The sequence below is a fragment of the Psychroflexus aurantiacus genome (assembly GCF_010820555.1).
In the GTDB taxonomy this organism is placed as follows: Bacteria; Bacteroidota; Bacteroidia; order Flavobacteriales; family Flavobacteriaceae; genus Psychroflexus; species Psychroflexus aurantiacus.
Map to the genome: position 1 here is coordinate 57,892 of NZ_JAAIKD010000006.1, position 23,805 is coordinate 81,696.

Annotated in this window: 20 protein-coding genes; 14 read left to right on the top strand and 6 right to left on the bottom strand. The window is 41.1% G+C overall.

Annotated elements, in window-relative coordinates:
* The first annotated feature begins 46 nt into the window (after positions 1-46).
* The 4 genes from trmB to G3567_RS11190 all read left to right on the top strand — a co-directional run bounded on the left by trmB (position 47) and on the right by G3567_RS11190 (position 5,592).
* Entirely contained in the window at positions 47-724 is a 678-nt protein-coding gene (gene trmB, locus G3567_RS11175; protein WP_164005416.1) for a tRNA (guanosine(46)-N7)-methyltransferase TrmB, read from the top strand.
* 3 nt (positions 725-727) lie between these two features.
* Positions 728-1,342 carry a LysE family translocator gene (locus tag G3567_RS11180; RefSeq protein ID WP_164005417.1) on the top strand — a complete coding sequence of 205 codons (615 nt, stop codon included), beginning with the start codon at positions 728-730 and terminating at the stop codon, positions 1,340-1,342.
* 11 nt (positions 1,343-1,353) lie between these two features.
* On the top strand, positions 1,354-1,683 hold the full coding sequence (locus G3567_RS11185; protein WP_164005418.1) for an MGMT family protein: 330 nt from the start codon (positions 1,354-1,356) through the stop codon (positions 1,681-1,683).
* 504 nt (positions 1,684-2,187) lie between these two features.
* Positions 2,188-5,592 (top strand): hypothetical protein, encoded by a 3,405-nt coding sequence (locus G3567_RS11190; protein WP_164005419.1) that lies wholly within the window; start codon positions 2,188-2,190, stop codon positions 5,590-5,592.
* Here G3567_RS11190 and G3567_RS11195 read toward each other — a convergent pair.
* Positions 5,589-7,106 carry a lytic transglycosylase domain-containing protein gene (locus G3567_RS11195; RefSeq protein ID WP_164005420.1) on the bottom strand — a complete coding sequence of 506 codons (1,518 nt, stop codon included), beginning with the start codon at positions 7,104-7,106 and terminating at the stop codon, positions 5,589-5,591. The genes G3567_RS11190 and G3567_RS11195 overlap by 4 nt on opposite strands.
* Positions 7,107-7,242: 136 nt before the next feature.
* Between G3567_RS11195 and G3567_RS11200 the strand changes: the two genes are divergently transcribed.
* A complete protein-coding gene (locus tag G3567_RS11200; protein WP_164005421.1) occupies positions 7,243-8,286 on the top strand; it encodes a ferredoxin--NADP reductase in 1,044 nt (347 codons plus the stop codon).
* On the opposite strand, the gene G3567_RS11205 is transcribed toward G3567_RS11200, so the two are convergent.
* A complete protein-coding gene (locus tag G3567_RS11205; RefSeq protein WP_164005422.1) occupies positions 8,283-8,675 on the bottom strand; it encodes a DUF2721 domain-containing protein in 393 nt (130 codons plus the stop codon). The two genes, G3567_RS11200 and G3567_RS11205, sit on opposite strands and share 4 nt — an antisense overlap.
* 101 nt (positions 8,676-8,776) lie before the next feature.
* Positions 8,777-11,044 carry a TonB-dependent receptor gene (locus G3567_RS11210; protein ID WP_164005423.1) on the bottom strand — a complete coding sequence of 756 codons (2,268 nt, stop codon included), beginning with the start codon at positions 11,042-11,044 and terminating at the stop codon, positions 8,777-8,779.
* Between the two features lie 108 nt (positions 11,045-11,152).
* Between G3567_RS11210 and G3567_RS11215 the strand changes: the two genes are divergently transcribed.
* The 3 genes from G3567_RS11215 to G3567_RS11225 all read left to right on the top strand — a co-directional run bounded on the left by G3567_RS11215 (position 11,153) and on the right by G3567_RS11225 (position 13,276).
* Positions 11,153-11,806, top strand: a complete 654-nt coding sequence (locus G3567_RS11215; RefSeq protein ID WP_164005424.1) for a metal-dependent transcriptional regulator — start codon at positions 11,153-11,155, stop codon at positions 11,804-11,806.
* Positions 11,807-11,808: 2 nt separating this feature from the next.
* Positions 11,809-12,630 (top strand): ZIP family metal transporter, encoded by an 822-nt coding sequence (locus G3567_RS11220; RefSeq protein ID WP_164005425.1) that lies wholly within the window; start codon positions 11,809-11,811, stop codon positions 12,628-12,630.
* Between the two features lie 211 nt (positions 12,631-12,841).
* The gene (locus tag G3567_RS11225; protein WP_164005426.1) at positions 12,842-13,276 is read left to right on the top strand and encodes a hypothetical protein; all 435 of its coding nucleotides are present in this window, start codon (positions 12,842-12,844) and stop codon (positions 13,274-13,276) included.
* Positions 13,277-13,278: 2 nt separating this feature from the next.
* Here the strand turns inward: G3567_RS11225 and G3567_RS11230 are convergent, their stop codons facing one another.
* Positions 13,279-13,875, bottom strand: coding sequence for a lipoprotein signal peptidase (locus G3567_RS11230; RefSeq protein WP_164005427.1), 597 nt, complete (start codon positions 13,873-13,875; stop codon positions 13,279-13,281).
* Positions 13,876-14,153: 278 nt separating this feature from the next.
* Positions 14,154-14,474, bottom strand: a complete 321-nt coding sequence (locus tag G3567_RS11235; RefSeq protein ID WP_164005428.1) for a hypothetical protein — start codon at positions 14,472-14,474, stop codon at positions 14,154-14,156.
* Between the two features lie 273 nt (positions 14,475-14,747).
* Between G3567_RS11235 and G3567_RS11240 the strand changes: the two genes are divergently transcribed.
* Complete coding sequence (locus G3567_RS11240) at positions 14,748-15,137, top strand: hypothetical protein (protein WP_164005429.1); 390 nt, start codon at positions 14,748-14,750, stop codon at positions 15,135-15,137.
* 191 nt (positions 15,138-15,328) lie between these two features.
* Here the strand turns inward: G3567_RS11240 and G3567_RS11245 are convergent, their stop codons facing one another.
* Entirely contained in the window at positions 15,329-16,585 is a 1,257-nt protein-coding gene (locus G3567_RS11245; protein WP_164005430.1) for a dipeptidase, read from the bottom strand.
* 347 nt (positions 16,586-16,932) lie between these two features.
* Between G3567_RS11245 and G3567_RS11250 the strand changes: the two genes are divergently transcribed.
* From G3567_RS11250 to G3567_RS11270, 5 genes are all read left to right on the top strand, one after another.
* On the top strand, positions 16,933-17,784 hold the full coding sequence (locus G3567_RS11250) for a fructosamine kinase family protein (RefSeq protein WP_205521222.1): 852 nt from the start codon (positions 16,933-16,935) through the stop codon (positions 17,782-17,784).
* Between the two features lie 73 nt (positions 17,785-17,857).
* The gene (locus G3567_RS11255) at positions 17,858-18,820 is read left to right on the top strand and encodes a bile acid:sodium symporter family protein (RefSeq protein ID WP_164005431.1); all 963 of its coding nucleotides are present in this window, start codon (positions 17,858-17,860) and stop codon (positions 18,818-18,820) included.
* Between the two features lie 306 nt (positions 18,821-19,126).
* The gene (locus tag G3567_RS11260) at positions 19,127-19,864 is read left to right on the top strand and encodes a hypothetical protein (protein WP_164005432.1); all 738 of its coding nucleotides are present in this window, start codon (positions 19,127-19,129) and stop codon (positions 19,862-19,864) included.
* Positions 19,861-22,614 carry a TonB-dependent receptor domain-containing protein gene (locus G3567_RS11265; protein WP_164005433.1) on the top strand — a complete coding sequence of 918 codons (2,754 nt, stop codon included), beginning with the start codon at positions 19,861-19,863 and terminating at the stop codon, positions 22,612-22,614. Before G3567_RS11260 ends, G3567_RS11265 begins: the two co-directional genes overlap by 4 nt.
* Before the next feature lie 15 nt (positions 22,615-22,629).
* The gene (locus G3567_RS11270) at positions 22,630-23,793 is read left to right on the top strand and encodes a DUF4249 domain-containing protein (protein ID WP_164005434.1); all 1,164 of its coding nucleotides are present in this window, start codon (positions 22,630-22,632) and stop codon (positions 23,791-23,793) included.
* The last annotated feature ends 12 nt before the right edge of the window (positions 23,794-23,805 follow it).

Here is a 23,805-nt window from a genome sequence, read left to right on the forward strand (position 1 = left end):
GCGTATTGGTAAATTTAGTTAATTTTACACGAAAATTTCAGCAAAGGTGGGGAGTAAAAACAAACTAAAACGGTTTCAAGAGAATGAGGTTTTCGAAAATGTAGTCCAGCCTACACGTTCTGAAATTGTAGAGGAAACCTATGCCTATAAAGGCAAGTGGAAACAGGAGTTTTTTAAAAATAACAATCCCTTAGTCCTGGAACTGGGCTGTGGCAAAGGTGAATATACAGTGGGACTGGCCAGAAGAAATCCAGACACCAATTTTTTGGGCATTGATATCAAAGGCGCCAGGTTTTGGAGAGGTGCCAAAACGGCGCTGGAAGATAATATGACCAATGTAGGATTCCTGAGAACACAAATCGAGCTGGTAGACCAGGTTTTTGCAGAAGGCGAAGTCGATGAAATCTGGATCACGTTCCCCGACCCGCAAATCAAATGGAAACGTACCAAGCACAGAATGACCAATCCTGAGTTTTTAGAAAAGTACAAAACGATTTTGGCTAAAGACGGCATCGTGCATCTGAAAACCGATAGTGAGTTTATGCATGGGTATACGCTGGGTATTCTGGAAGGCCTTGGGCATGACATCATCTACGCCCATCATGATATTTATGTGAATCATGAAGCTCCGGAAGAAGTGGTGGGTATCCAGACCTTTTATGAACAGCAATATCTAGATAAAAAGAAATCTATAACCTATCTGAAATTCAGACTTAAGCCATAGTTTTTGGAGTATTTACAAATTTATCTTTTCACCTACCTGGCTGCTTTGGTTGGCGTAATTCCGCCAGGCTTAGTCAATATGAGTGTGGCTAAAACCTGCCTGGAAAGGGGAAGGCGTAATGGAGTTTTAATGGCTTTCGGAGCTTCCAGCATTGTGTTTTTCCAGGCCCTGTTGGCGGTTTTAATTTCAAAATTTATATTCTCAAACCCGTATGTTAAGAATATTTTTCTGCAGGCGGGAATTGCCATACTCATCCTGATGTTTATTTATTTTTTGCTCTCGGCCAATTATAAAAAAACGCAGAGGAATATCAAAAAGCGCACGGGAACCAAGAGTTTTTTTACCGGCGTTTTGGTATCGGCCATCAATATTTTTCCCATCCCTTATTTTGTGCTTATAGCCACCTTGCTAAGCAATAATTTCAAAATAGCCTTCTCTTTTTACAGCGACTTGTTTTTCGCGTTAAGTGCTGCCCTGGGAACACTGACAACCCTTTATTTTTATGTGATCTTTATGATGCGAATAGGGGGTAAAACAGAACTTTTTAAAAGGTATTCCAACTATTTCATGGCTCTTTTGATGCTTATTCTTATCGTCGTGACCTGGTTTCGTCTCTAAGAACTATAAAAATGGCCAACTCAGATTTTTTTGAAAAAGTATATGCAATAGTCGCCCGCATTCCAGAAGGGAAAGTCACAAGCTACGGCGCTATTGCCAAAGCTATAGGCTCAGCCAAAAGTTCCCGAACGGTAGGCTATGCTATGAATGCCTGTGTAAAATTAGATCGCGACCTTCCCGCCCATCGCGTGGTTAATCGAAACGGCGTTTTAACAGGGAAACACCATTTCCCCGGTCAGGATACGATGCGAAAGTTGCTGGAAGAAGAAGGCCTGAACATCGAAAATGACCAGATTAAAAACTTTAAATTTTATTTTTGGGAACCGCCTATAAATCAGTAGGTTGTAAATTCATCTTTAATATTTACTTAAAAAATGCTCAAAATATTGATTTAATGCTATATATTCGCATCAGGATGAAGTTTTTCACAATAGATTGGTTAATTAGCAAAGCCCTGGTTTTATAACCGGGGCTTTGTGTTTTTACCCCATTTTTGAACTTTGATTTGTTTATAATAGGATTATAGGGTTTTATTGGCAATTGTTAAGTTTTAATTTGGTATAAATTAATACCTTAATTGCTTTGAAATCTAAACTTATCTTTTATATTTGTGTCAGGATGAAGTTTTTCATAATAGATTGGTTAATTATCAAAGCCCCAGATTCATAACTGGGGCTTTGTGTTTTTATAAACTTTTCTATAGTTATAGCACTTAGTCTTTTTTTTGACTCGACAGGGCTCATGATCAGAAAGCAGCTTTGTTTTTCGCAGGATTTCATCATTAATTTGTCACTACTTTTTTAAGAGGCTTTAAAATATTTCTGTAATGCTTTAGTTTTACACACATGAGGCAACTTCTTTTTTATGTCTTTTTGTGTGGCGGAGTAACTTCACTTTGGGCGCAGTCCGGACTGGTAACCAAAACGCTTGCTATCCGGGACACCATACAGCTGGAACAGGTGAGTATAAGCCCATTTCAATTTAAGTTGCAGACCACAGACAGCGTAGAAATAAGACCTTCACTTTACCAGATTGATTTTCCCCTGGCTCAGCTGATTCCCTTTTCAGAATTGAAACGAACCCGGGACAGTTTAATAGTGACTTACTTAAAGTATCCGGATTTTCTTACCAAAACCTATAAAGCACTCGATGAAAAGCTTATTCTGGATACCGGTGATCCGGTAGATAATCTCTATGAACTTCAGCAGCAGAAACAGCCCGGTAATTTTATTCCCTTTTCAGGCCTGAGTACCAGCGGGAGTATCTCTCGTGCGATCAGTGTGGGGAATAACCAGAATGCGGTGGTGAGGTCTGAACTTGACTTACAGATCTCAGGGAAAATCTCAGAAAACGTGGTTTTGCGAGCCTCCATACAGGATGATAATGTACCAGTGCAGTCCGGAGGTTATACTCAGCAGCTCAATGAATTTGATCAGATCTTTATTGAACTGCAAGCCGAAAAGTGGCGAATCCGAGCCGGGGATATAGACTTGGTGGAAAACCAGTCTTTTTTTGCCTCCTATACCAAGCGTGTACAGGGTCTTTTGCTTTCTGCAGAGGTTGGAAATGAAGAACGGCAGACTGAGGTTTATGGAGCTGCGGCTTTGGTAAGAGGTGTGTTTACCAGGAGTGAATTAACTGCGATTGAAGGCAATCAGGGGCCTTATAAACTCGTAGGAGACAACGGCCAGCTTTACGTTTTAATAGTCTCCGGAAGTGAAGATGTGTATGTGAATGGAAGACTGCTTACCCGAGGTGAAAATGAAGATTATCTGATCGATTATAATGCCGGTGAAGTTATTTTTAACTCTACATTTCCGATTACGTCTGAAATGCGAATCGTCGTGGAATACCAGGTTTCCGACAGGAATTTTTCAAGAATCGTTGCCACAACGGGGTCCCGTTTTAGATCCGAATCTCTTCAGCTAAACGGATTTCTCTACAACGAAAATGATCTTAAAAATCAGCCATTACAGCAAAGTCTTACCGATGAGCAGGTGGATGTGCTGGAAGAAGCAGGTGATGACCAAAGTGACATGTTTGCCCCCAGCGCTGTTCCAGCCGAGTTTTCTGAAAACAGAATTTTATACACCAAAACATTTCTGGACGGTCGGGAGATCTTTGTTTTCTCTTCCGATCCGGAGGCTGAACTCTTCCAGGTTCGCTTTACCAATGTAGGTCCCAATCAGGGAAACTATGTTCTTTCAAGCCAGGATGCTATTGCGACGATTTATGAGTATGTGTCTCCGGTTAACAGCGTTCCACAGGGTAATTTTGAACCTATTGTTCGACTCTTTGCGCCTACCAAACTCCAAATCGCTATGCTGAATGGTGTGTATTCACCTTCCGAAAAATCCAGCATTCAATTTGAAGTTGCCGCGAGTAACGCCGATGAGAATCTGTTTTCAGAACTGGATCAGGGAGATAACCGCGGTTTGGCTGCTCAGTTTTCGGTCAACCAGACCCTTTATAAATCCGAAGCCAACAACAGCCTAGATGTGTTTGCAAACCTTAATTTTATAGAAGATACCTACACCAGTATAGAGCGTCTGTACAACGTAGAATTCACCAGAGACTGGAATCTGTTCAATCCCTCGGGAGACCAGCTTTTTTTGGATGCTGGTTTTGATTATCGAAATAACTTGGAAAGTTTTACGCGGTATAACTTTCAGCGTCTGTCTTATTCAAAGAATTTCTTAGGTCAGAAACATTCTATAATCGCCAGGCAAATTCAGAACAAATTCAGAATAGATGTCAACGCCAGCTACCTGGATAGCGAATCCCCTGTTTTGACCTCAAAATTTGCCAGAGCCGGGGTTTCCGGAATTTATGATTTCGGGAAGTTTTGGTCTGGATTGCGCTACACTATGGAAGATAACCAGGAACTGCGAGTAGAAACGGAAGAGTTTACACCCAACACCCAGCGGTTTTCCGGTTATGAAGTCTTTTCCGGAGTTGGAGATTCCACAAGTGTGTATGTGGAAGCAGGCTATCGGTACAGACAAAACGATAGTTTGAGAGCAAATCTGCTAAAACGCGTCAATACCTCCAGTAACTATTTCGTGCGCTCACAACTGGTCAATACGAAAGCTTCCAGATTAAGCCTGTTTGCGAATTTGAGAACTCTAAAATTTAAGGAAGAAAACAGAGCCGATGAGCAGACTTTAAACTCCAGAATCGTCTATTCTCAAAATCTATGGAACCGGCTTGTCAATCTCAATACAACTTACGAAACCAGCAGTGGAAGCATAGCTCAGCAGGAATTCACTTACCTAGAAGTAGAACCGGGACAGGGGCAATACACCTGGATCGATTACAACGAAAACGCCATCCAGGAACTGAATGAATTTGAAATCGCTCAATTCCAGGATGAAGGCCGTTACGTGAGGATTTTACTGCCCAATCAAATCTTTGTCAGAACCAATCAGGCTCGTTTCAGCCAGCAATTCACATTGAATTTTCAAACCTGGCAAAATCAGAAAGGCTGGAAAAAAATCGCCTCTCACTTTTATAACCAGACCTCCTTATTGCTGGATAAAAAAATGAGAAAAGATGGGAATTCGCTTAGTCTCAATCCTTTTAAATCCAGCGGTCAGGAGGTTTTGGGTGAGAACACGACCTTTAGAAACATCCTTTTTTTTAACAGAGGCCTGCAGAAGTTTACTACCTCCTATAATTTTACGAAAAACACCACCAAAAACCTCACGGTTCTGGGGCTCCAAGAAAGTTCAAACCTGTTGCAGGAACTCAAGTTTATTCACAAATTTCAGGAAAGCTGGCTGATCACTTCAACTCAGGATTACAAGTCCTCTGAAAGTTTTTCAGATCAGTTTGAAAACAGAAACTTCACTATTGAAGGCTTCTCATTTCATCCCAAAGTCTCCTATTTACTGGGAGATAAACGTTTTGATGTTTTTTATGCATATACCTCAAAAGAAAATCAAATAGGGGGTCTGGAAGCCTTGAAGCAGCAGACCTTAGGTTTATCTTTTGTACTCAACAACAACCAGAAATATAGCATTACAGGGGAGGCCAGTTATATTCAGAATGACTTTGAAGGCGGTGCGTTTTCTCCGGTCGCTTACCAGATGCTGGAAGGTTTGCAGCCCAACGACAATTTTACCTGGTCGCTTTTTTTACAAAAGAAAATCACTGCTTTTCTGGATCTTAACCTGACCTATTTTGGCAGGAAAAGTGAAAACCTCAAGGCTATTCATACCGGTAGTGTTCAGTTGAGAGCCTTTTTCTAACCCTTGGAAACTTTAAGCTTCATGCCTGGCTGAAGGCGATTGCTTTTCAGCTTATTGAGTTTTTTTAGGTCTTCTACGCTTAGGCCGGGATATTTTTTGGAAATCGTCCATAAGGAATCTCCCGGCTTCACGTTGTAGAATTCTGTATCACGTTTTGATGAATTGTCAGTTTTTGAATTACTGTCAACCACAGCATCCATATTTTTGGGATAAATAACAAGCTTTTGACCGATATTCAGATTCGTTCCGTTGAGGTTATTCCAGGCTTTAATCTGGCTAACCCCTACGCTGTATTTTTCAGCAATCCTGCCCAGATAATCCCCGGATTTCACCTTATAACTGATTTTATCTTCTGCTTTTATATACTTAGGTTCAGGTTCTTTGGCAATTGCCGCCAGCTTTTCTGAATAACCATAAATCATATCTTCATTGGCTGCAAACAAACCTGCTTTTTCATAAGGAAGGCGGACGTAATAGGATTTGTCTTTTTCAAAGGGGATGATGCCTAATTTATAACTTGGATTCAGAAATTCGAGAAGTTCTTTGTTGGTTTGGGTAACTTCAGCAATCTGATCTAAAGTGATGCGCTGCTTGACTTTCAGGGTATCTGTGCCGTAATAGGTGGACCTTGGGCGTTGAGGTTGAAAACCATGTTCTTCGGCATACTCGTGTATATAAAGCATGGCCTGAAATGAAGGCACATAGCCGGCGGTTTCCCGGGGTAAATAACGTCTGAGTTTCCAGTAGTTGGTTTCCCCGCCACTTCGGCGTATGGCTTTGGAGACATTCCCCATGCCTGAATTGTAGGCCGCCAGGGCCAGGTCCCAGTCTCCAAACATGATGTAAAGTCTTTTTAAGTATTTGGCAGCAGCTTCTGTAGAAGCCACGGGATCCATGCGTTCATCGACATAACTGCTTACATCGAGATCGTACATTTTAGCGGTACTGTACATAAATTGCCATAGACCCGTGGCGCCAACTCTGGATTTTGCTCTAGGATTTAAGGCAGATTCGACCAGGGCCAGATATTTCATTTCCAAAGGCACGTCATGCCTGTCGAATGCAGCCTCAAACATGGGGAAGTAGAATTCACTCAAACCCATCAGCCGTTCGGTTCCTTCTTTCTCACGCCTTAAGAAATAACCGATGACACTTTCCAGACTTTCATTATATTCAATGTTGAATGGCGTTTTAGCATTTAAAGCAGCTAAACGCGCTTTGAGAAGTGCAGTTGGAATCTCGGTGATTATGCTGTTCTGATTCAAACTGTCTTTAATCACATTTTCCAGGTGCTGCGAAAAGTTTTGGTCTGTTAGCTGACTTTTCCAAAGAGAATCCAGTTCCATGGATTTTTGATAATCCCTGAGGATCAGTTCTAAAGAGTCTATTTCAACTTTATGAATTTCAAGCTTACCAGCTTTCCAGTTTAAATCTGTGGTAATGGGATTCTGTGCAAAGCATAATACTGTGCTGAATAAACTGATGAAAAGAAAGCGTAAAAAGGTAAACCTCATAAAATTAGTTTTAAGTAGTTCAAATGTACTTTGAAAAACTGAAAGTGTAGATAAAAACTTAAAACCGCATTAAATTATTGTTCATTGTTTAGGCTAATTCTTGAAGGGTTGTATTTTTGGGCACAAAATAAAATCGATGACTCATTTTCATACACTTTCTATCAAGGAAATCAACAGATTAACCGATAAAGCAGTTAATATAATTTTTGACGTCCCTTCTGAATTAGCTTCAGAATATACTTTTAAAGCAGGACAATACATCACTTTGGAAGCCAAAATTGATGGCGAAGAGGTAAGACGCTCTTATTCCATTTCTTCCGAAGAAGGGAAAGACCTGGGAATTGTCGTCAAAGCCATACCTGGTGGAAAGTTTTCCAATTATGCCAATTCTGCTTTAAATGTTGGGGATACTATGGAAGTGCATCCGGCGGAAGGTAAATTCGTTCTTCCAGAGCAAATCGATGACAACACCTTTGCTGCATTTGTCGCAGGAAGTGGAATCACGCCGGTAATGTCGATGCTAAGAACTTCATTATCCCAGTCTGAAACCTCCAAATTCGTTTTGGTCTACGGTAATAAATCTCCAGAACAAAGCATTTTCCTGCAGGAAATTTTAAGTCTTCAGAAAGAATATCCGAAGCGATTTTTCCCTGAATTTATCTATAGTGAAGCTAAAGAGGATGGGGCCAGATTTGGAAGGATAGAGCGCTCGACCGTGAATTACATCATCAAAAATAAATATGAAGCCTATGGGTTTTCAGAATTTTACCTCTGTGGTCCGGAGCAGATGATAGAAGCCGTCACCGAAAGTTTAAGTGCTGCTGGAATCGATAAAGACAACATTAAATACGAATTGTTTTTCTCCAAGTCGGAAGGCAGCGTGGAAGCCAGCACAGATGGCAAAACCCGATTGACCGTGATCGTAGATGATGAAGAATTTGAATTTACCATGGAGCAAAGCGAAGTCATCCTGGATGCGGCTTTAGCTCAGGACATCGATGCCCCGTATTCTTGTCAGGGGGGAATCTGTAGTTCCTGTGTTGCCAAAATCAAGGAGGGAACCGCAGAGATGAGAAAAAATCAGATCTTAACCGATGATGAACTTGAGGAAGGCCTGATTTTGACCTGCCAGGCGCAACCTACCTCGGCAAAAGTCGTGGTGGATTACGATGATATTTAGTCGTTTTCAATGTTTTTAAGCTGAATATTTAAGGCGTTTACACTGATTTGAATTTCGATAATGGATAAGATGAGCGAAACCATGAGTAAGACCAGTGAGACTCCGAAAATGATGCTGCCAAGGGTCTGCCAGGTTTCGTAAATGGCAAACATGCTGACAACGCAAAGCAGAAGGGACACGATACCGAATAATTGCATGTTTTTGATAAGGGTCACTCGTTTTTTCAGGTTTGAAATCTGCGCTTTGACGTCAGTATCAGGATGGTCCTGGTATTTTTGATGCAAATTTCGTATCAAGCCTGCAATGGTTAAGAACCTGTTGGTGTAGGCGAGAAGCAGCAGTGAAATGGCGGGAAACAGCAAAGCCGGAGTAGTTAAAGAAACATCCATACGGTTATTCATTTTGAAAAGTGAGTCAAAGATACTTAGGCTCTGTCAATTTCGTAGAATCCCAAGACATAAAATAGTATTCTATCGTTTTCTATACTGCATTAAAACTGATACCTCACATTCAACATCAGGTTTCTGCCGGGACTTGGAATATCGAAAGCCCTCAAAATCGATAAGTGATCCACGTAGGTTTCGTTCAGGACATTTTGTAAGGTTGCTGAAACTTCAAGAGGTCCTGAGTTGCCAATCTCAAAAGACTTGGTGAAGCCCATGTCCACCAAGGTAAACCCCGGGGTTTCTTCCTCATTAAAACCTGGCTGGTCCTGTCTTGCAACCCCTCTTACTTTTGTAAACACCGAAGTGTTTTGAAGTTTACCAAAGCTGTAATTGACTTTTAAGCTGGCATTGTCTGGAGGGATAAACGTCAGTGGTTCCTCAAAATCTTTGTTTTCCCCTCGAACCATAGCTGCACCGAGATTAAATCTTAAGTTTCGGCTGGCTAAAGCGACATATTGCAGATTGATTTCGCTACCGTAAAGCCTGGCCTCCACCTGCTGGTATTCCCAAATCTGTAGACCGGAATCAGGTCGTGTTTCACCGGTGTCTGCGAAAAAAATATAGTTATCGACCCGGCTTCCAAAAACCGACCAGTCCAGGCGAAATCTGTCCCTTGTCAAACTGTAATTCAAATCCAGCTGCAGGCTTTGCTCCCGCTCAAAATTAGCGTTTCCTATTTCAAATCGGTTGGTCCCCGGATGCTGGCCGAAAGAATACAATTCGGCCAGATCCGGTGAACGAAAACCGGAAGAGAAATTGGCCTTGAGTTTCTGAGTTTCGCTGAGTTGTTTTGTAATCCCAAGCGAACCCGTAAACCCGCTAAAGCTGGATTCCAGAGTACGGTTTTCGGGATTACCCGGCAAAACGAAGCCCTGTTCAATAAATTGATCATCGCTGGCATCTGCCTTTACCAGGCGGTAGTCGTAACGCAGAGCCCCCTGTATGAAGTAAGTGTTCCAGTCCCAGTTCACCAGGTAGTAAGCGCCATTTTCAGCGTAACTGGCGTTGGGAATTAAGATCTCCTCGACAGGCTCTTGATTTTCATTTTTCAGAAAATTACCCTGTAAACCCAGGTTGTGCGTGAATGGGCCGGCATCAAAATTTAGTCGGGCATTGTAAAAGGTATTGTTCTGATTGAGTCCCAGGTCCACCAGATCCTCTCGACTTTCTATTTCCTTTCTCACATTAACATGATGCGACACATGAACTACAGTTTCAAATGTTCCGTGATCACTATGCTGGTTATAAGAAATCAGGACATCGGCCACTTCCTGGAACGGTAACTGCATGGTTCTGTCATTTCGAGTCGTGGCATTGGAATTTTCCAGTTCATCTTCCCCAATAATGCCCAGGTTTTGCATGGAGTAGGATACCGATAATTTATTGTCGAAATGTTCTTTTTCGATTCCAGCATGAACTCTGGCACTACTCATATTATATCGGCTGTTTCCAATGATATCTCCGCTGCCCGATGTATAATCCGCATGATTTTCGTAGGCAAGTTCGACCCCGTAGAACAGGTCGTTTTTCAAGTTCTGTCCTGCCGAGCCGTAGGTCCTCAGTCCTCTGGAAACCGAATTGAAAGTCGTTCCTACATTACCGGAAAGCCTGGTTGAGTTTTTATAAAATTCATCATCATGAATCAAAATCACTCCTCCCAAAGCTCCCGAGCCATAGAGAACAGAGGCGGGCCCTTTGATGACATCGATACGCTCAACGCCAAGGTCATTGACGCCCAAACCATGATCGGCTCCCCATTGCTGATTTTCTAGTTTATTACCCTGAAAAATAGTAGCTACCCGACTAAAACCAAGTCCGCGTATAAAAGGCTTTACAATGCCCTGACCAAATTCTGCACCGTAAACCCCGGGCACCTCCCTGAGAACGCCCATCACCCCGGACGGACTGCTTTTGTTTTCTATGCGCCCCATACTTATCGGGGTATAATTGTAGGGTGTTTTTGAATTTAATCCCGTTTGCCGGTCAATGATGACCACCTCATCCAAGGTGTTGTTTTTGGGCTTGAGCTGGAACACCACTTTGGTGGTTTCTTTTAATTTTACTTCTACGGACTCAATTAAATCGATATAGCCTAAGGAGGTTACCCTAAGCTGATAAGTTCCCGGAGCCAGATTTTGAAACAGGAATTTCCCGTTTTGATCGGTGATGCTGTAAGCCTCCTGTCCCAGGACTTCAATGGTCGCCGAGACTCCTGCTTCATCTTCGAATTCGATCTTACCTTCAATGCTACCGGTCTGTGAATAGCTTTCGAAACTTATCAGAAGCAAAACCATATAAACTATATATTTCATCAAAACTTAATTTAAATTTAGACAAAACTAAAAATAATTAATGTACAAATCTAAATATATTATAAGATTAAAAAAAATACTTACTTTTGTGCATCTTAAAAATGTTTTATGTTTTCCTTATCTGAAGAGAATTATCTAAAAGCCATTTTTCATTTGCAAAAACATTCCACAGCTGGAGTGAGCACAAATGCTTTAGCCGAAGAGATGCAAACCAAAGCATCTTCGGTCACAGATATGGTCAAGAAGCTATCCGACAAGAAACTGGTGGTTTATAAAAAATACCAGGGCGTATATTTGTCTGAGTCCGGCCGTAAAACCGCTTTGAAAATCATAAGAAAGCACAGGCTGTGGGAGGTGTTTCTGGTAGAAAAACTTAACTTTTCCTGGGATGAAGTCCACGATGTGGCAGAGGAACTGGAACACATCAAGTCAGAAAAATTAATTTCAGAACTGGATAAATTCCTGGATTATCCCAAAAGAGATCCGCATGGGGATCCCATTCCAGATGCTCAGGGTGATTTTCAGGTGGCTAACAAAACCCTGCTATCCGATTTGTCCACGGGTGAAAAAGGAACTTTGGTGGGGGTAAAGGATACCTCCTCTGAATTTTTGAAGTACCTGGACAAAAATAAAATTGCCTTGGGTAAAACCATAGAAGTCATGGATCAGGAAAAATTTGACGGGTCTATGTTGATTCAGATTGAAAAAAACAGGCTGAGAGTATCGACACAGGTGACTGCAAACATTTACATTAAAATTTAATTATGGAAACTATTCTTTCTTTTTTCGAAGCCCAGGATCCGGTGATGGCTGCTCTTATCGCTACCATTTTTACCTGGCTGGTAACGGGGCTTGGCGCTTCATTAGTCTTCTTTTTCAAGGGTATGAATCGGAAGTTATTTGATGCTATACTGGGGTTTACCGGGGGCGTGATGGTCGCTGCCAGTTTCTGGAGTTTGCTGGCGCCGGGTATCGAAATGAGTCATGGGGAGGGTTTTGTGAAAGTCATTCCTGCGGTGGTTGGTTTTGTCATGGGTGCACTTTTCATTTTTGCATTGGATAAGGTTTTACCGCATTTGCATGTCAATTTCAAAGAAAGCAGAAAAGAAGGTGTCAAAACCAAATGGCATAAATCCGTATTACTCACGCTGGCCATTACCTTACATAATATACCCGAAGGTCTGGCTGTTGGTGTTCTCTTTGGGGGTGCTGCAGCAGGGATGGAGGGCGCCAGTATTGGGGGTGCTGTTGCCCTGGCTATTGGTATTGGTCTGCAGAACTTTCCTGAAGGTTTTGCTGTGGCGATGCCCCTGCGCGGACTAGGGCTTTCACGCTGGAAGAGTTTCAATTACGGGCATTTATCGGCGATTGTCGAACCCTTTGCGGCTGTACTAGGGGCCTGGGCCGTGTTAACCTTTGAGCCTATTTTACCCTATGCGCTTTGTTTTGCCGCCGGTGCTATGATATTCGTGGTAATCGAAGAAGTGGTGCCGGAGTCCCAGCAAGCCAGGAATATTGACCTGGCAACCCTAGGCTTTATTGCTGGCTTCGTGGTGATGATGACCTTAGACGTCGGTTTGGGCTAGTTTTTTTCTTCTTAATCGATGTCTTGTCGAGCGCAGTCAAGGCATTTTTCTCTGATGAATATGAAATTGATCAGTCCACAAATTATCGGTTTTAAAACTTTCTTAGCCTAGCTGCTTACATAAGGCTAGAAAAGGTTTAAACTCTAATCAGAATTTATATTGGTATAATTTCTGTTACCTTTAGGTTTTAAAACGCTAACCCACACGGCTTATGAAATTTTATCTATTGGTTTTAAGTCTCATGTCGATGACATTAAGTCTATCTGCCCAGAGTTCCGAAGAAAACAAAAGCACACCGACAGAACGAGTTCAGGTACCTGAGATTTTGACCAAAATCGGTCTCTTGCAGGGTATTGAAGTCGACGGACATCTTATCACCTTCAAAGGAGTGAGGAGTGACGGGCGTTGTCCTAAAAAGATCACTTGCGTCTGGGCCGGTGAAGCCGAAATTCTTATAGAAATTAACGATGGGACCGAAACAGTGGCTAAGCACATAGTGATTCCGGCTATGGGTACCCACAGCGAAATTCTATCCACATCAACCCATACGGTCTACTTAAAAAACCTGAGGCCCTATCCCGTTAATGCCGGTGAGGATATTGAGGACTATCAGCTAGTGCTGAAAATCGTGACTAAAAACGCTTAAGTTTATTTCTTCGGAAATGCCTTTTTGTTGAAGACCAGTAAAAGTCCGAAACCGGTGCTTATGGCGGTGTCGGCGATATTGAAGACAGGCTCAAAAAACACAAAACGCTCACCTCCCCAGATCGGAATCCAGTCCGGTAAAATGCCATTATAAATCGGGAAATATAGCATGTCAACTACCTTTCCCTTAAGCAATTCGCCGTAAGGTTCTTCTGCAAAAAGGGTCGCGACCTGTCCTAAACTCGTGTCGAAAATCACGCCGTAAAAGACAGAGTCGATGATGTTGCCAATAGCTCCGGCTAGAATTAAAGAAACCGAGATGATTAAAATTTTGGGAGAATCTTTTTTTATGGAATCCCAAAGCCAGTAACTGATCAGACCGATGGCTACGATTCTAAAGGTGGTCAACAGTATTTTTCCGTAAGATCCCGGAATCTTGGCTCCCCAGGCCATACCGTCGTTTTCCACAAAAAGGATGCGGAACCAGTCGAAAACATAGACTTCTTCGCCCAGCATAAAGTGGGTCTTGATATAAATTTTAGAAACCTGGTCTATAATTAGAATAAGCAGGATGAGCAGGGAAGCTTTCTTTAAAGACATAATGTTAATTTGAAAGCACAAAAATAGTTTTTTTATTGAATTGGGATTTTATTTCTATTTCTTTTACGCCATTGTAAACTTTGAGAGGTGTGTTTTATCTGTTTTCTGACTTTAATACCACAAGCTTACAGACTTACAGCTCTTCAACTTTTAGCTATCAAGAACGTGATGAGTGGCCCGGAGTGAGATGAGAACTGAAGGCTTAGCTCGAAAACGGAAAGCCGTCACCATAACAAAAAGATAAAAAGTTAGCCTCAGCTCAATATGCTCATCCAGCCTTAAAAAGCAACCAGTTCCTGAATGCTCATCATATTCAGGGCCTGCTGAATCCCGTCTTTAAGTTGATTGTATTGCGTTTTATTAAAAGTAAGCTGCAGATCCGGATAAGAGGTGTCCACTATGACTCTAAGCTGTTGGTCAGGAAATATATAAGCCCTTTCCTCAAAAGGAGTGGTGAAAAAAGAAAGCTTCCAGTCCAGAAACTCTTCTTTACTAAGACCGACAATAACCTGTTGAAAATAGACGCAGACCTTTTCGCAGGATTTACATTGAGAAATTAAATATTCAGAATCTTCGTATAAAATAGTGGTATCACACATAACTTAAGATTTAGGGCCTGGGTCTGCCATCACTGGCTTTTTGGAATGGTAAAGGCGGATCAGGGCTTTATTTAAAAATCAATAGACGCGTCAAATATAAAACTTATTTAGATTTAATAAAAATAAAAACAGTGAGTTTGTTTAAAATTCAGTCTGTAAGTTACGGGAACCAGATTTTGGAAATAGAAAAGTCAAACCTATCTTTAATATGCACCATTAACTTTATTTCTTTATCTGTATACCAAGTATGAATTTTATAAAAATAGCAACGGTATGAAAATGAAAAGAGGCATCCCCTGGATCGTTACCGGACTTGGACTGTTCATTATTATTTTATACCTCATCAACGTGGAGAGGGCCTTTTCAGAACTGAAATCTGCAGAAAACGTTCGGCTTTCCGTCAGGAATTTTCAAATCAGCATCTGGTGTGCCTGGGTGTTGATTACCTCCTCAGCCACCTATTACCAGTGGACTTTAAAGAAGTATACCCTATTAGTTTTGGATTATCTTATCGTCATTATCGCCTTTATTTTTCTAAGACATTACCTGAATCTTGGGGAAGCCAAAAATCTGTGGTCATTTGGCGGTGCGTTCATCATGGGGAGTAATTATATGACTATTGAAAAGTTTAATGAACGCATTGATAAATCAATGGAAGATTAATCAAAACACGTCATTCTAAAGCCAAAATGGAGCTATAAGTTTATTGGACTGAATTTTCTGAAAGAGAACTTAAAAATATTTAATTATTATTTTAAAAAAGTTAGTTATGAGGTCGCCAAGTGAAATAGAATGCATTGAAAAAGCCCGGTTCTCACCGGGCTCTGAAATTTAAACCAGTTTAAAGTAGTTAATTAGTACTGACCGCTATTGGACTTGGCATAATCCAGTACGGTAGTCCAGACCCGAAATACATTCTTATGGCAAATCCTGGCAATATCTTCGTCAGAATAGCCTCTGCGGATGAGTTCGGCGATAAGGTTAGGAAATTGGGAGACATCCTTCAGACCCTCAGGCAGGGTGTCGCCTACACCGTCATAATCAGATCCCAGGCCCACGTAATCGATACCCACCAGGTTGACCACATGGTCGATATGGTCTGCTACTTTTTCCACATCGGCATAGATGTAAGGGTTTTTGGTATTGAATTCTTTTATAATGGGTTTTGCAGCCTCATCATCGTAACTCAGTTCCTTTTCTTCCAGAAGTTTTTTGAGCTTCTCCTGGTTTTCGTCGCGGCTTTTCTGGGAGGCCTCATCCAGAAAATTAGACCCAAAATTGATTTGTATAACGCCCTTGTTTTCTGCAAGACGCTTGATGAGACTATCTGACATATTTCTCTCAAAACCGGGTGTAAAATGCCTGCAGGAAGAATGAGAGGCAATGACGGGAACTTTGGTTTCTTCCATGACATCGTAAAACGCATTGTCAGAAATATGACTCACATCTACCATGATCCCTGTTTTATTCATTTCACGGACTACCAGACGGCCAAAATCACTCAACCCCTGATGGGTGGCGGTAGTGTCGTAGCTGGAATCTGATATCTGATTGTCCTTACTGTGGGTAAGTGTAATGTAACGGATGCCGCGCTCAAAAAAATAATTTACATTCTCTAGTTCGGTTCCTATAGGGGCACCGTTTTCCATACCCATAGGCAGAGAAATTTTGCCGGCTCGGAAATTTTCCTGTACTTCAGAAGGGCTTCCTACCAGGGCAAATTTATCCGGATAGGTGGTGGTCATGGATCCAACCAGGTCGATAAGAGAATCGGCAAGGGCTTTTGCACCGCCTGTCTCCTGTAGTCTGGCAGGAATGTAGATCGACATAAAAGGAGCATCGAGTCCGCCTTGCTTTGCCCGTTCATAATCAAAATCTCCTTCTCCCGCATCAATAACAAGACTGCCGTTTTCGGGTGTTATTTTATCTATGCCGCGGCCTTTGAGCCAGTAGGGAAGATCGACGTGACCATCGGTGATGATAAGTGCCTGTGCGAGGGAGTCGGCCTTTTGCTGAACCTCTTCTTCAGACATTGACTCCGTTTCTTTAGGATCTGTTTTACAGGCTGTTGCGGCAACAGCGATCATAAGCAGTAGTACTATTTTTTTCATGGTAGGGTTTAAGATTAAGGGAGGGAAGTTAAGAAATTTTGTCAAAAAGCCTAGTGGATTCCTGCGATAGGCTCTGCCGTAAGGAGGGGAGCCAGATTTTATCAGTACCTGAACTTAAATAGTCCTGGTAGTCCGGGAACTCAGCTTAAAAAATGTTGACAAAATCATTCCGACCGGCAAAGGGTTTAAAAATATCTCCTAAGCATCTGAATCCGAAGAGCTGTAAAGTGCACAGGCTGCTAGACACAACTTAGTATAGTTTTCCAGGTCCTTTTAATTTAAAAGTTATTTAGTTTCATAATTTTGTAATTTCATACTGATTTTTTTTAAGTAAATGTTTCATTTCTATGCTTACAGAACACCTTAAAAAACACCTGGAAGAGCGTTTCAGCTTTGCTATAAAATCAGCTCAAGCCCTAAGAGGCGGGGATATCAATTCCGTTTTTCTTTTAAAAGGCTGGAATGGAAATGTTGTGGTCAAGGTGAATAAAGCCAGTGCTTTTCCCAAAATGTTTCAGAAGGAAGCGAATGGATTATCTGCTTTAAAATCAACTCAGGCGATTGATGTTCCCGAGGTATTGGGTTATGGTGACTTCAAAACGCGAACTTACCTAATGATGGAGTATAAGCCCTCAGGTCAGGCCGATCAGGGATTTTGGGAGCTGTTTGGTCAGCAGTTGGCCGATCTGCACCGCAATACACAGGAAACTTTCGGTTTCATGGAAGACAATTATATTGGAAGTCTGCCTCAGTATAACGGAAGTGCAGCATCTGCCTCAGAATTTTATATAGAGCAGCGTTTAGAGCCTCAGGTCAAAATGGCAAAAGATAATGGGTATGAGTTTGAGAACATAGAGAGCTTCTATCAAAAACTGGAAGAGATGATTCCCGATGAGACTCCGTCATTAATTCACGGCGACCTTTGGTCTGGTAATTATCTGGTCAACTCGGAGGGTAAACCCTGTTTAATTGATCCGGCGGTGGCTTATGCGCCCCGCGAAATGGATCTGGCCATGATGAAGCTCTTTGGAGGTTTTGATGACAAGCTGTTTCAAGCCTATGATGAATCTTTTCCATTCGAAAAGGATTGGGAGAAACGCATAGCTTTGTGGCAATTATATCATATACTTGTTCACGTTAATCTGTTTGGTGGTCACTATTATCAACGGGCAAAAGATGTATTAGGATGCTATCTTTAACAGGTTCAACCTGAACAAGATTGACTTAGAATACCCGGATAGTTTCGTAGATTTAAATGTTTAAGTTCTGTAAATGAAGATTGATAAATTCGTTCTGGCAATAGTGTTGACTATTGGGGTTGCCTATTTTTTTCCCATGTTTGGTGAGGAAGAACACGGGATCCCGCTGGACCGTATAGCAAGCATAGGTATTTCTTTGATATTCTTCTTTTACGGTCTGAAATTAAGCCTGAGACAATTGGTCTCCGGTTTAAAAAACTGGAAATTGCACCTGCTTATTCAGCTATCCACCTTTTTGATTTTCCCTCTCTTAGTCATCATGGTTTACCCTTTTTTTCAGGGGGAGACCACTGAATCTGTCTGGCTGGCCTTCTTGTTTTTAGCGGCACTTCCTTCCACGGTATCTTCCTCTGTCGTCATGGTCTCACTGGCAAAGGGGAATATGCCCGCTGCTATCTTTAATGCGAGTATCTCAGGATTAATAGGTATTGTTATTACGCCTTTATGGGTGGGGGTGTTCCTGCAACAGTCGAGTGTGGAGTACAGTCTGGGCGATATTTATCTGAAGCTGCTTGTAGAAATACTTCTTCCGGTAATTCTCGGTTTATTTTTGCAGAAATACCTGGGCAGGTATGCACTGAAGTATTCTGCCTATTTAACCTGGTTTGATAAATCCGTCATACTCCTGATTATCTATAAAAGCTTTGCGGAGTCCTTTATGGAAGGCGTTTTTACACGAGTAAAAGGTATTGATTTGGTTTTAATCGGTCTTGGCGTTGGACTCTTGTTCTTTGTGATGTATGCTTTGACAGGCTATCTTTCCAGAGTATTAAATTTCAATCGGGAAGATCAAATTACAGCCCAGTTTTGCGGCACAAAGAAATCCCTCGTCCATGGTACAGTGTTTTCAAAAGTTCTTTTTCCAGAACCCATAGCTTTGGGGATCATGCTACTACCACTCATGCTATTTCATGCCTTTCAAATTTTGATCATAAGTTTTATAGCGACCGAAGCTGCAGGAAGGTCGAGAAACTGAAACCTATGCGGTAAGCTAGTCCTGTCTTTTACCTGTAGTTCGTCTGGCAGAAATGTTACCAAGAGCTAAAAGCTGATTCGAATGTATGATTTTTGCACAGTTAACAAACAGCCACGAGGTAAGAATGATTCTACATCTGGATAGGATAGTTAAGCTTAATTTAAAAATGGGTTTAGCTACCTCTGGAGGTTCAGCAGAAGGGCAGTTATTTATTTCTATGAGATAAGAATTTAGTTGATAAATTTATTTATGTTTACGCCCTAATTCATTAAACCATATCAAAACCAACCTTTCTATCATTTTTTAATGCATAAAAATATCTTCCTGATTTTCTTATCCCTCTTAATTGGTTTTTCCAGTTTAAGCCAAAATACATCAAAAGCAGAAATCTATTCCTGGTATGATGATCAAACCGGAATTGAAAACTCTGTATTGTTTCGAGGTGTCGAATATGTCGAAAAGGACAGAATGATCAATGACAAACAGAAATTCTTTAATTCTGATAAATACCAAAAAGGCTGGGTGATTTATGACGGGCAATTGTTTGACGATGTGTCCTTGAAATTTAATATCTACGATGATGTACTGATGGTCAATGTTCAACAGGGAGAAAAGAATTTATTCTATCAGCTATTCAGTGATCAGGTGGATTATTTTCAGATCCAAGACCATACATTTAAATATCTAGAAGCCGGGAATGATGCTGGCATTCAGGGGTTTTATGAGGTTATAAGCGAAGATAAAGCGTTTAAAATCTTCAAAAAGCATATAAAAGACAGAAAGGAAAAACGAGATAAAAGCCTGGCTTATATTGAATTTACCACAGCTAAACCAGATTTTATTTTTCAGTATAATCAAGAGATTTTTGACCTGGACAACCGCAGGGATTTATTTTCACGCTTTCCCAATCTAAAAAAAGAAATCAAAGATTTTTACAGGGACTATAGAAAGCTGTCAAGAGACAAACCGGAAGCCTTTATGGTAAAGCTCGCTCAAAAAATGAATTCACTCCTTTTATATACCTCAAACGCTATTGACGAATGAGAAAGTATCTGCTTCTTTTATTTTTAATGTACCTCCCGCTTGCAAACGCTCAAACGTCAGATTCCAAACTATCCTTAACTTTTGAAAATAAGAATCTGCTCGAGGTCTTCCAGGAAATTGAAAATAAAACCAACTACCGGTTCTTCTTTGAGGAAAAATGGCTGGGAATTAAAAACCTTTCCGGTGACTACACCCAAAAAACACTCACCGACATACTCGATGCTGTTTTAAAAGAAACCAATATCAATTACTTTATAAAGGGGGATCGCATCATCCTGACTCAGGGGAGTATCATTTATGATAAACTTCCAGAAGGTTTTCTGGAGACTGAGAAGAAAATCCCTGTGGCCGTTGAAGAAAAACAAACCCCTGACCCGGTTTTTTATGTGAATAATTCTGATAAATCGGATGCGGTCGAAACCATTTTAATAGGAAAAGAAAACAGGCAATCCCGACAAAAGTATTTTCAGCTGAAAGGAAAAGTGGTTTCAAAACAGGGCGAACCTATTTCCGGTTTAAATATTTTAATACCAAGCCAGGGCAGTGGAACCGTGACCGATTTTGATGGAAATTATAGCTTAAGACTTCCGAAAGGAATAAACCTGGTTGAAATACAGGGGATAGGGGTAGCGAATCTAAAGAAGCGCCTGGTGGTTTACAGTGATGGCGTTTTGAATTTACAGTTAGAAAAAAGCTTTGAGCAATTAGGGGAAGTTCTGATCGAGGCCAATGCGCGTGATAATGTGCAGTCTGCATTTACAGGGGTTGAAAACATCAATGTTTCCGAAATCAAGACTATTCCTCTGGTTTTGGGGGAGCGGGATATCTTAAAAGTAGCCACCACACTGCCTGGAATTTCTACGGCTGGTGAAGCAGCGAGCGGGTATAATGTAAGAGGTGGAAAAACCGACCAGAATTTGATTTTACTGGACGACGGAGTCATTTATAATCCCACCCATTTCTTCGGGATATTTTCAGGCTTAAATCCGTTTACGACGGGGAATGTCAGTATTTATAAGGGAAGTATTCCTGCCGCTTACGGGGGGAGGTTATCCTCGGTGTTCGATTTGAACACCAGAGATGGAAACAAAGAGAAGTTTACGGGAGAGGCCTCTATTGGTCCGGTTACGGGAAATCTGAGCTTGGAAATCCCTGTGGTTAAAGGTAAATCAAGCCTCATTGTTGGAGGGCGAGGCACTTATTCCGATTGGATTCTGGATCTTGTAGATGACGAGGCTCTGCAGGATAGTCAGGCGACTTTCTATGATTTTGTGGGGAAATACAATCATGAATTTGACAATGAAGACGAGTTGAATGTGAGCGGCTACTACAGCAGTGATGTGTTTAGTATAACCTCAGATTCTTTATTTAGTTATACCAACAGGATGTTTGCTTTGTCTTACAGCAAGGTGCTAAATGAAAAACATCGCGGGGAGCTGGTGGCAACCAACTCCAACTATAATTTCAATTTGGATTATGAGAGTGACTTCGATAATAATTTTGATTCCGGCTACACCATCAACGAGTCCGAACTAAAATTGAAAATGAAGTATTTTCACAGTAAAGCCCACACCATAAATTATGGTATCAATGCAAAATACTACAGGGTTTCACCGGGAGAAGTTCGCCCGGGAGATGTAGAATCGCTTATTGAAGAACTTAGCATTCCCACAGAAAGAGCCGTTGAATCTGCCGTTTATATAGAAGACAGCTTTGAAGTCAATGACAAACTCCTTATCAATGCGGGTTTAAGGTATTCGTTTTACACGGTGTTTGGACCTGCCAACATAAACATTTACGAGGAGGGTCTGCCTAGAAATGAAGCTACTATTGTTGGCACAGAAAGCTTTGGGTCTGGTGAGGTCATAGAAACCTATGGAGGTCCGGAAGTAAGGCTCTCGGGGCGCTATTCTTTCACCCCCAGTTTTTCAACAAAATTGAGTTATAATAATACCTATCAGTACATTCATACCTTGTCCAATAATACTACGGCTGCTCCTACAGATACGTATAAACTTTCAGATTCGTTTATAAAACCACAACGGGCAAATCAATACGCTTTAGGCTTTTTCAAAAATTTTGACAGCAACATCTACGAACTCAGTCTGGAAGGCTATTATAAAACAGCCGATAATCTTTTGGATTATAAAGTAGGCGCGGATTTATTTTTAAATGAAAATATTGAAACCCAGGTTCTACAGGGGGAAGGAAAAGCTTATGGCCTTGAAGTTCTTCTTCGGAAGAAAAAGGGCGACTTAAACGGTTATCTGGGATATACCTACTCCCGGTCATTTGTGAAGCTGGATGGAAACTTCCAGGAAGAAAGGGTGAATAATGGCGATTTTTTTCCGACCAATTTTGACAAACCACATGATTTTAGTGCAGTCATGAATTATAAGCTGACAAGGCGATTTAGCTTTTCGGCTAATTTAGTCTATCAAACCGGCCGGCCTATAACTTACCCAATTGGAAAATATAATTTCAATAATTCTGAATACGTTATGTACAGTGACAGAAATCAGTTAAGAATTCCAGATTATTACCGATTGGACTTAAGTTTTAACGTAGAAGGAAACCATAAAATCGAAAAATTCGCCCACAGTTTTTGGAATATTTCTGTCTATAATATCCTGGGAAGAAATAATCCATACTCGGTATTTTTTGTAACCGATAATGGAGAGGTAAAGGCTTATCAAAGTTCAATCTTTGCTATTCCAATTCCTACAATAACCTATAATTTTAGATTTTAATACGTATACAGGGTGATGAAATTAAACTTAATACATACACGACTTTTTTTACTTGCTGTCCTCATCGCAGCATCTGTTTCCTGTGTGGAAGAGATTCCGCTGGAAACTGAAGGCTTTGAAGAAGCCATCGTCATTCAGGGAACGATAACCGATGAATTCAAACAGCACCAGATAAGCTTATCTGAGACTTACCCTATTGCCACCACTGGATCAAATCCTTTATCCGGAGCTGATGTCAGGGTCATCGGTAACAGTGAATTTATTTTTGAAGAAACAGAAGCGGGGACTTACGTATCAAGAGACAGTTTTGCTGCTGAATCCGGCATCGACTATCAGCTCAAAATAGCAGTCAATGGCCAGGAGTATGAATCCGAACCCATGCCGCTGACAGAGTCAGGCCAAATCGAAAAATTAGAGGCCAATCGCATTGATTTCAAAGGAGAAAACGGGGTTGCCATTACCCTAAGCAATGAAACCACTGCCGGATCTTCGAATTTTTATAGGTATGAATATACGGAAACCTTTAAATTCAATTCCAATTTTTTCAAGTCCAGGGATCTTATAGTGGAAGGCGGTGAAATTGTTGAGGTTCCCAAACAGAAAGAGGAATATACCTGTTACCGCACCGATGAATCTCAGGATATCATATTAGCCAATACAAATTCACTTTCAGAAAATAGTGTAAAGAATTTATTTATCACCTTTATCAATTCGGATGATCCAAAACTTTCCAACAGATACAGTATCCTCGTAAAGCAATATGCCATAAGTCGGGGTGCCTATTCTTATTTTAGTATACTGGAAGAGCTTTCGGGAACAGAAAATGTCTTTTCACAAAGCCAGCCGGGATTTTTTGCAGGTAACATTTCCAATATTAATAACCCTGATGAGAAAATCATAGGTTATTTTGATGTGTCTGCAGTTTCAACACAAAGACTCTATTTTAATTTTGAAGATTTTTACGCGCAAGGGACTGAAAGGCCAAAGTTTGTGGCCCTCGAAAACTGCGAAACTTTAAGTTTCGAGGTTCCCATTTTGAAAAATCAGATACAACAAAATGCTGTAAGGTGGTCTCGAACGAATCCCGGAGAAATCCCGTCCTACGAGGTTGTCCCGAGACGCTGCGTAGATTGTACGGTTTTTGGAACCAATCAAAGGCCAGAATTTTGGGAGGATTAATCATAAACTAAA

Coding starts and splice junctions, on each gene's coding strand:
- G3567_RS11185 (WP_164005418.1), top strand. CDS start 1,354: ATGGCCAACTCAGATTTTTTTGAAAAAGTATATGCAATAGTCGCCCGC.
- G3567_RS11190 (WP_164005419.1), top strand. CDS start 2,188: ATGAGGCAACTTCTTTTTTATGTCTTTTTGTGTGGCGGAGTAACTTCA.
- G3567_RS11195 (WP_164005420.1), bottom strand. CDS start 7,106: ATGAGGTTTACCTTTTTACGCTTTCTTTTCATCAGTTTATTCAGCACA.
- G3567_RS11200 (WP_164005421.1), top strand. CDS start 7,243: ATGACTCATTTTCATACACTTTCTATCAAGGAAATCAACAGATTAACC.
- G3567_RS11205 (WP_164005422.1), bottom strand. CDS start 8,675: ATGGATGTTTCTTTAACTACTCCGGCTTTGCTGTTTCCCGCCATTTCA.
- G3567_RS11210 (WP_164005423.1), bottom strand. CDS start 11,044: ATGAAATATATAGTTTATATGGTTTTGCTTCTGATAAGTTTCGAAAGC.
- G3567_RS11215 (WP_164005424.1), top strand. CDS start 11,153: ATGTTTTCCTTATCTGAAGAGAATTATCTAAAAGCCATTTTTCATTTG.
- G3567_RS11220 (WP_164005425.1), top strand. CDS start 11,809: ATGGAAACTATTCTTTCTTTTTTCGAAGCCCAGGATCCGGTGATGGCT.
- G3567_RS11225 (WP_164005426.1), top strand. CDS start 12,842: ATGAAATTTTATCTATTGGTTTTAAGTCTCATGTCGATGACATTAAGT.
- G3567_RS11230 (WP_164005427.1), bottom strand. CDS start 13,875: ATGTCTTTAAAGAAAGCTTCCCTGCTCATCCTGCTTATTCTAATTATA.
- G3567_RS11235 (WP_164005428.1), bottom strand. CDS start 14,474: ATGTGTGATACCACTATTTTATACGAAGATTCTGAATATTTAATTTCT.
- G3567_RS11240 (WP_164005429.1), top strand. CDS start 14,748: ATGAAAATGAAAAGAGGCATCCCCTGGATCGTTACCGGACTTGGACTG.
- G3567_RS11245 (WP_164005430.1), bottom strand. CDS start 16,585: ATGAAAAAAATAGTACTACTGCTTATGATCGCTGTTGCCGCAACAGCC.
- G3567_RS11250 (WP_205521222.1), top strand. CDS start 16,933: ATGCTTACAGAACACCTTAAAAAACACCTGGAAGAGCGTTTCAGCTTT.
- G3567_RS11255 (WP_164005431.1), top strand. CDS start 17,858: ATGAAGATTGATAAATTCGTTCTGGCAATAGTGTTGACTATTGGGGTT.
- G3567_RS11260 (WP_164005432.1), top strand. CDS start 19,127: ATGCATAAAAATATCTTCCTGATTTTCTTATCCCTCTTAATTGGTTTT.
- G3567_RS11265 (WP_164005433.1), top strand. CDS start 19,861: ATGAGAAAGTATCTGCTTCTTTTATTTTTAATGTACCTCCCGCTTGCA.
- G3567_RS11270 (WP_164005434.1), top strand. CDS start 22,630: ATGAAATTAAACTTAATACATACACGACTTTTTTTACTTGCTGTCCTC.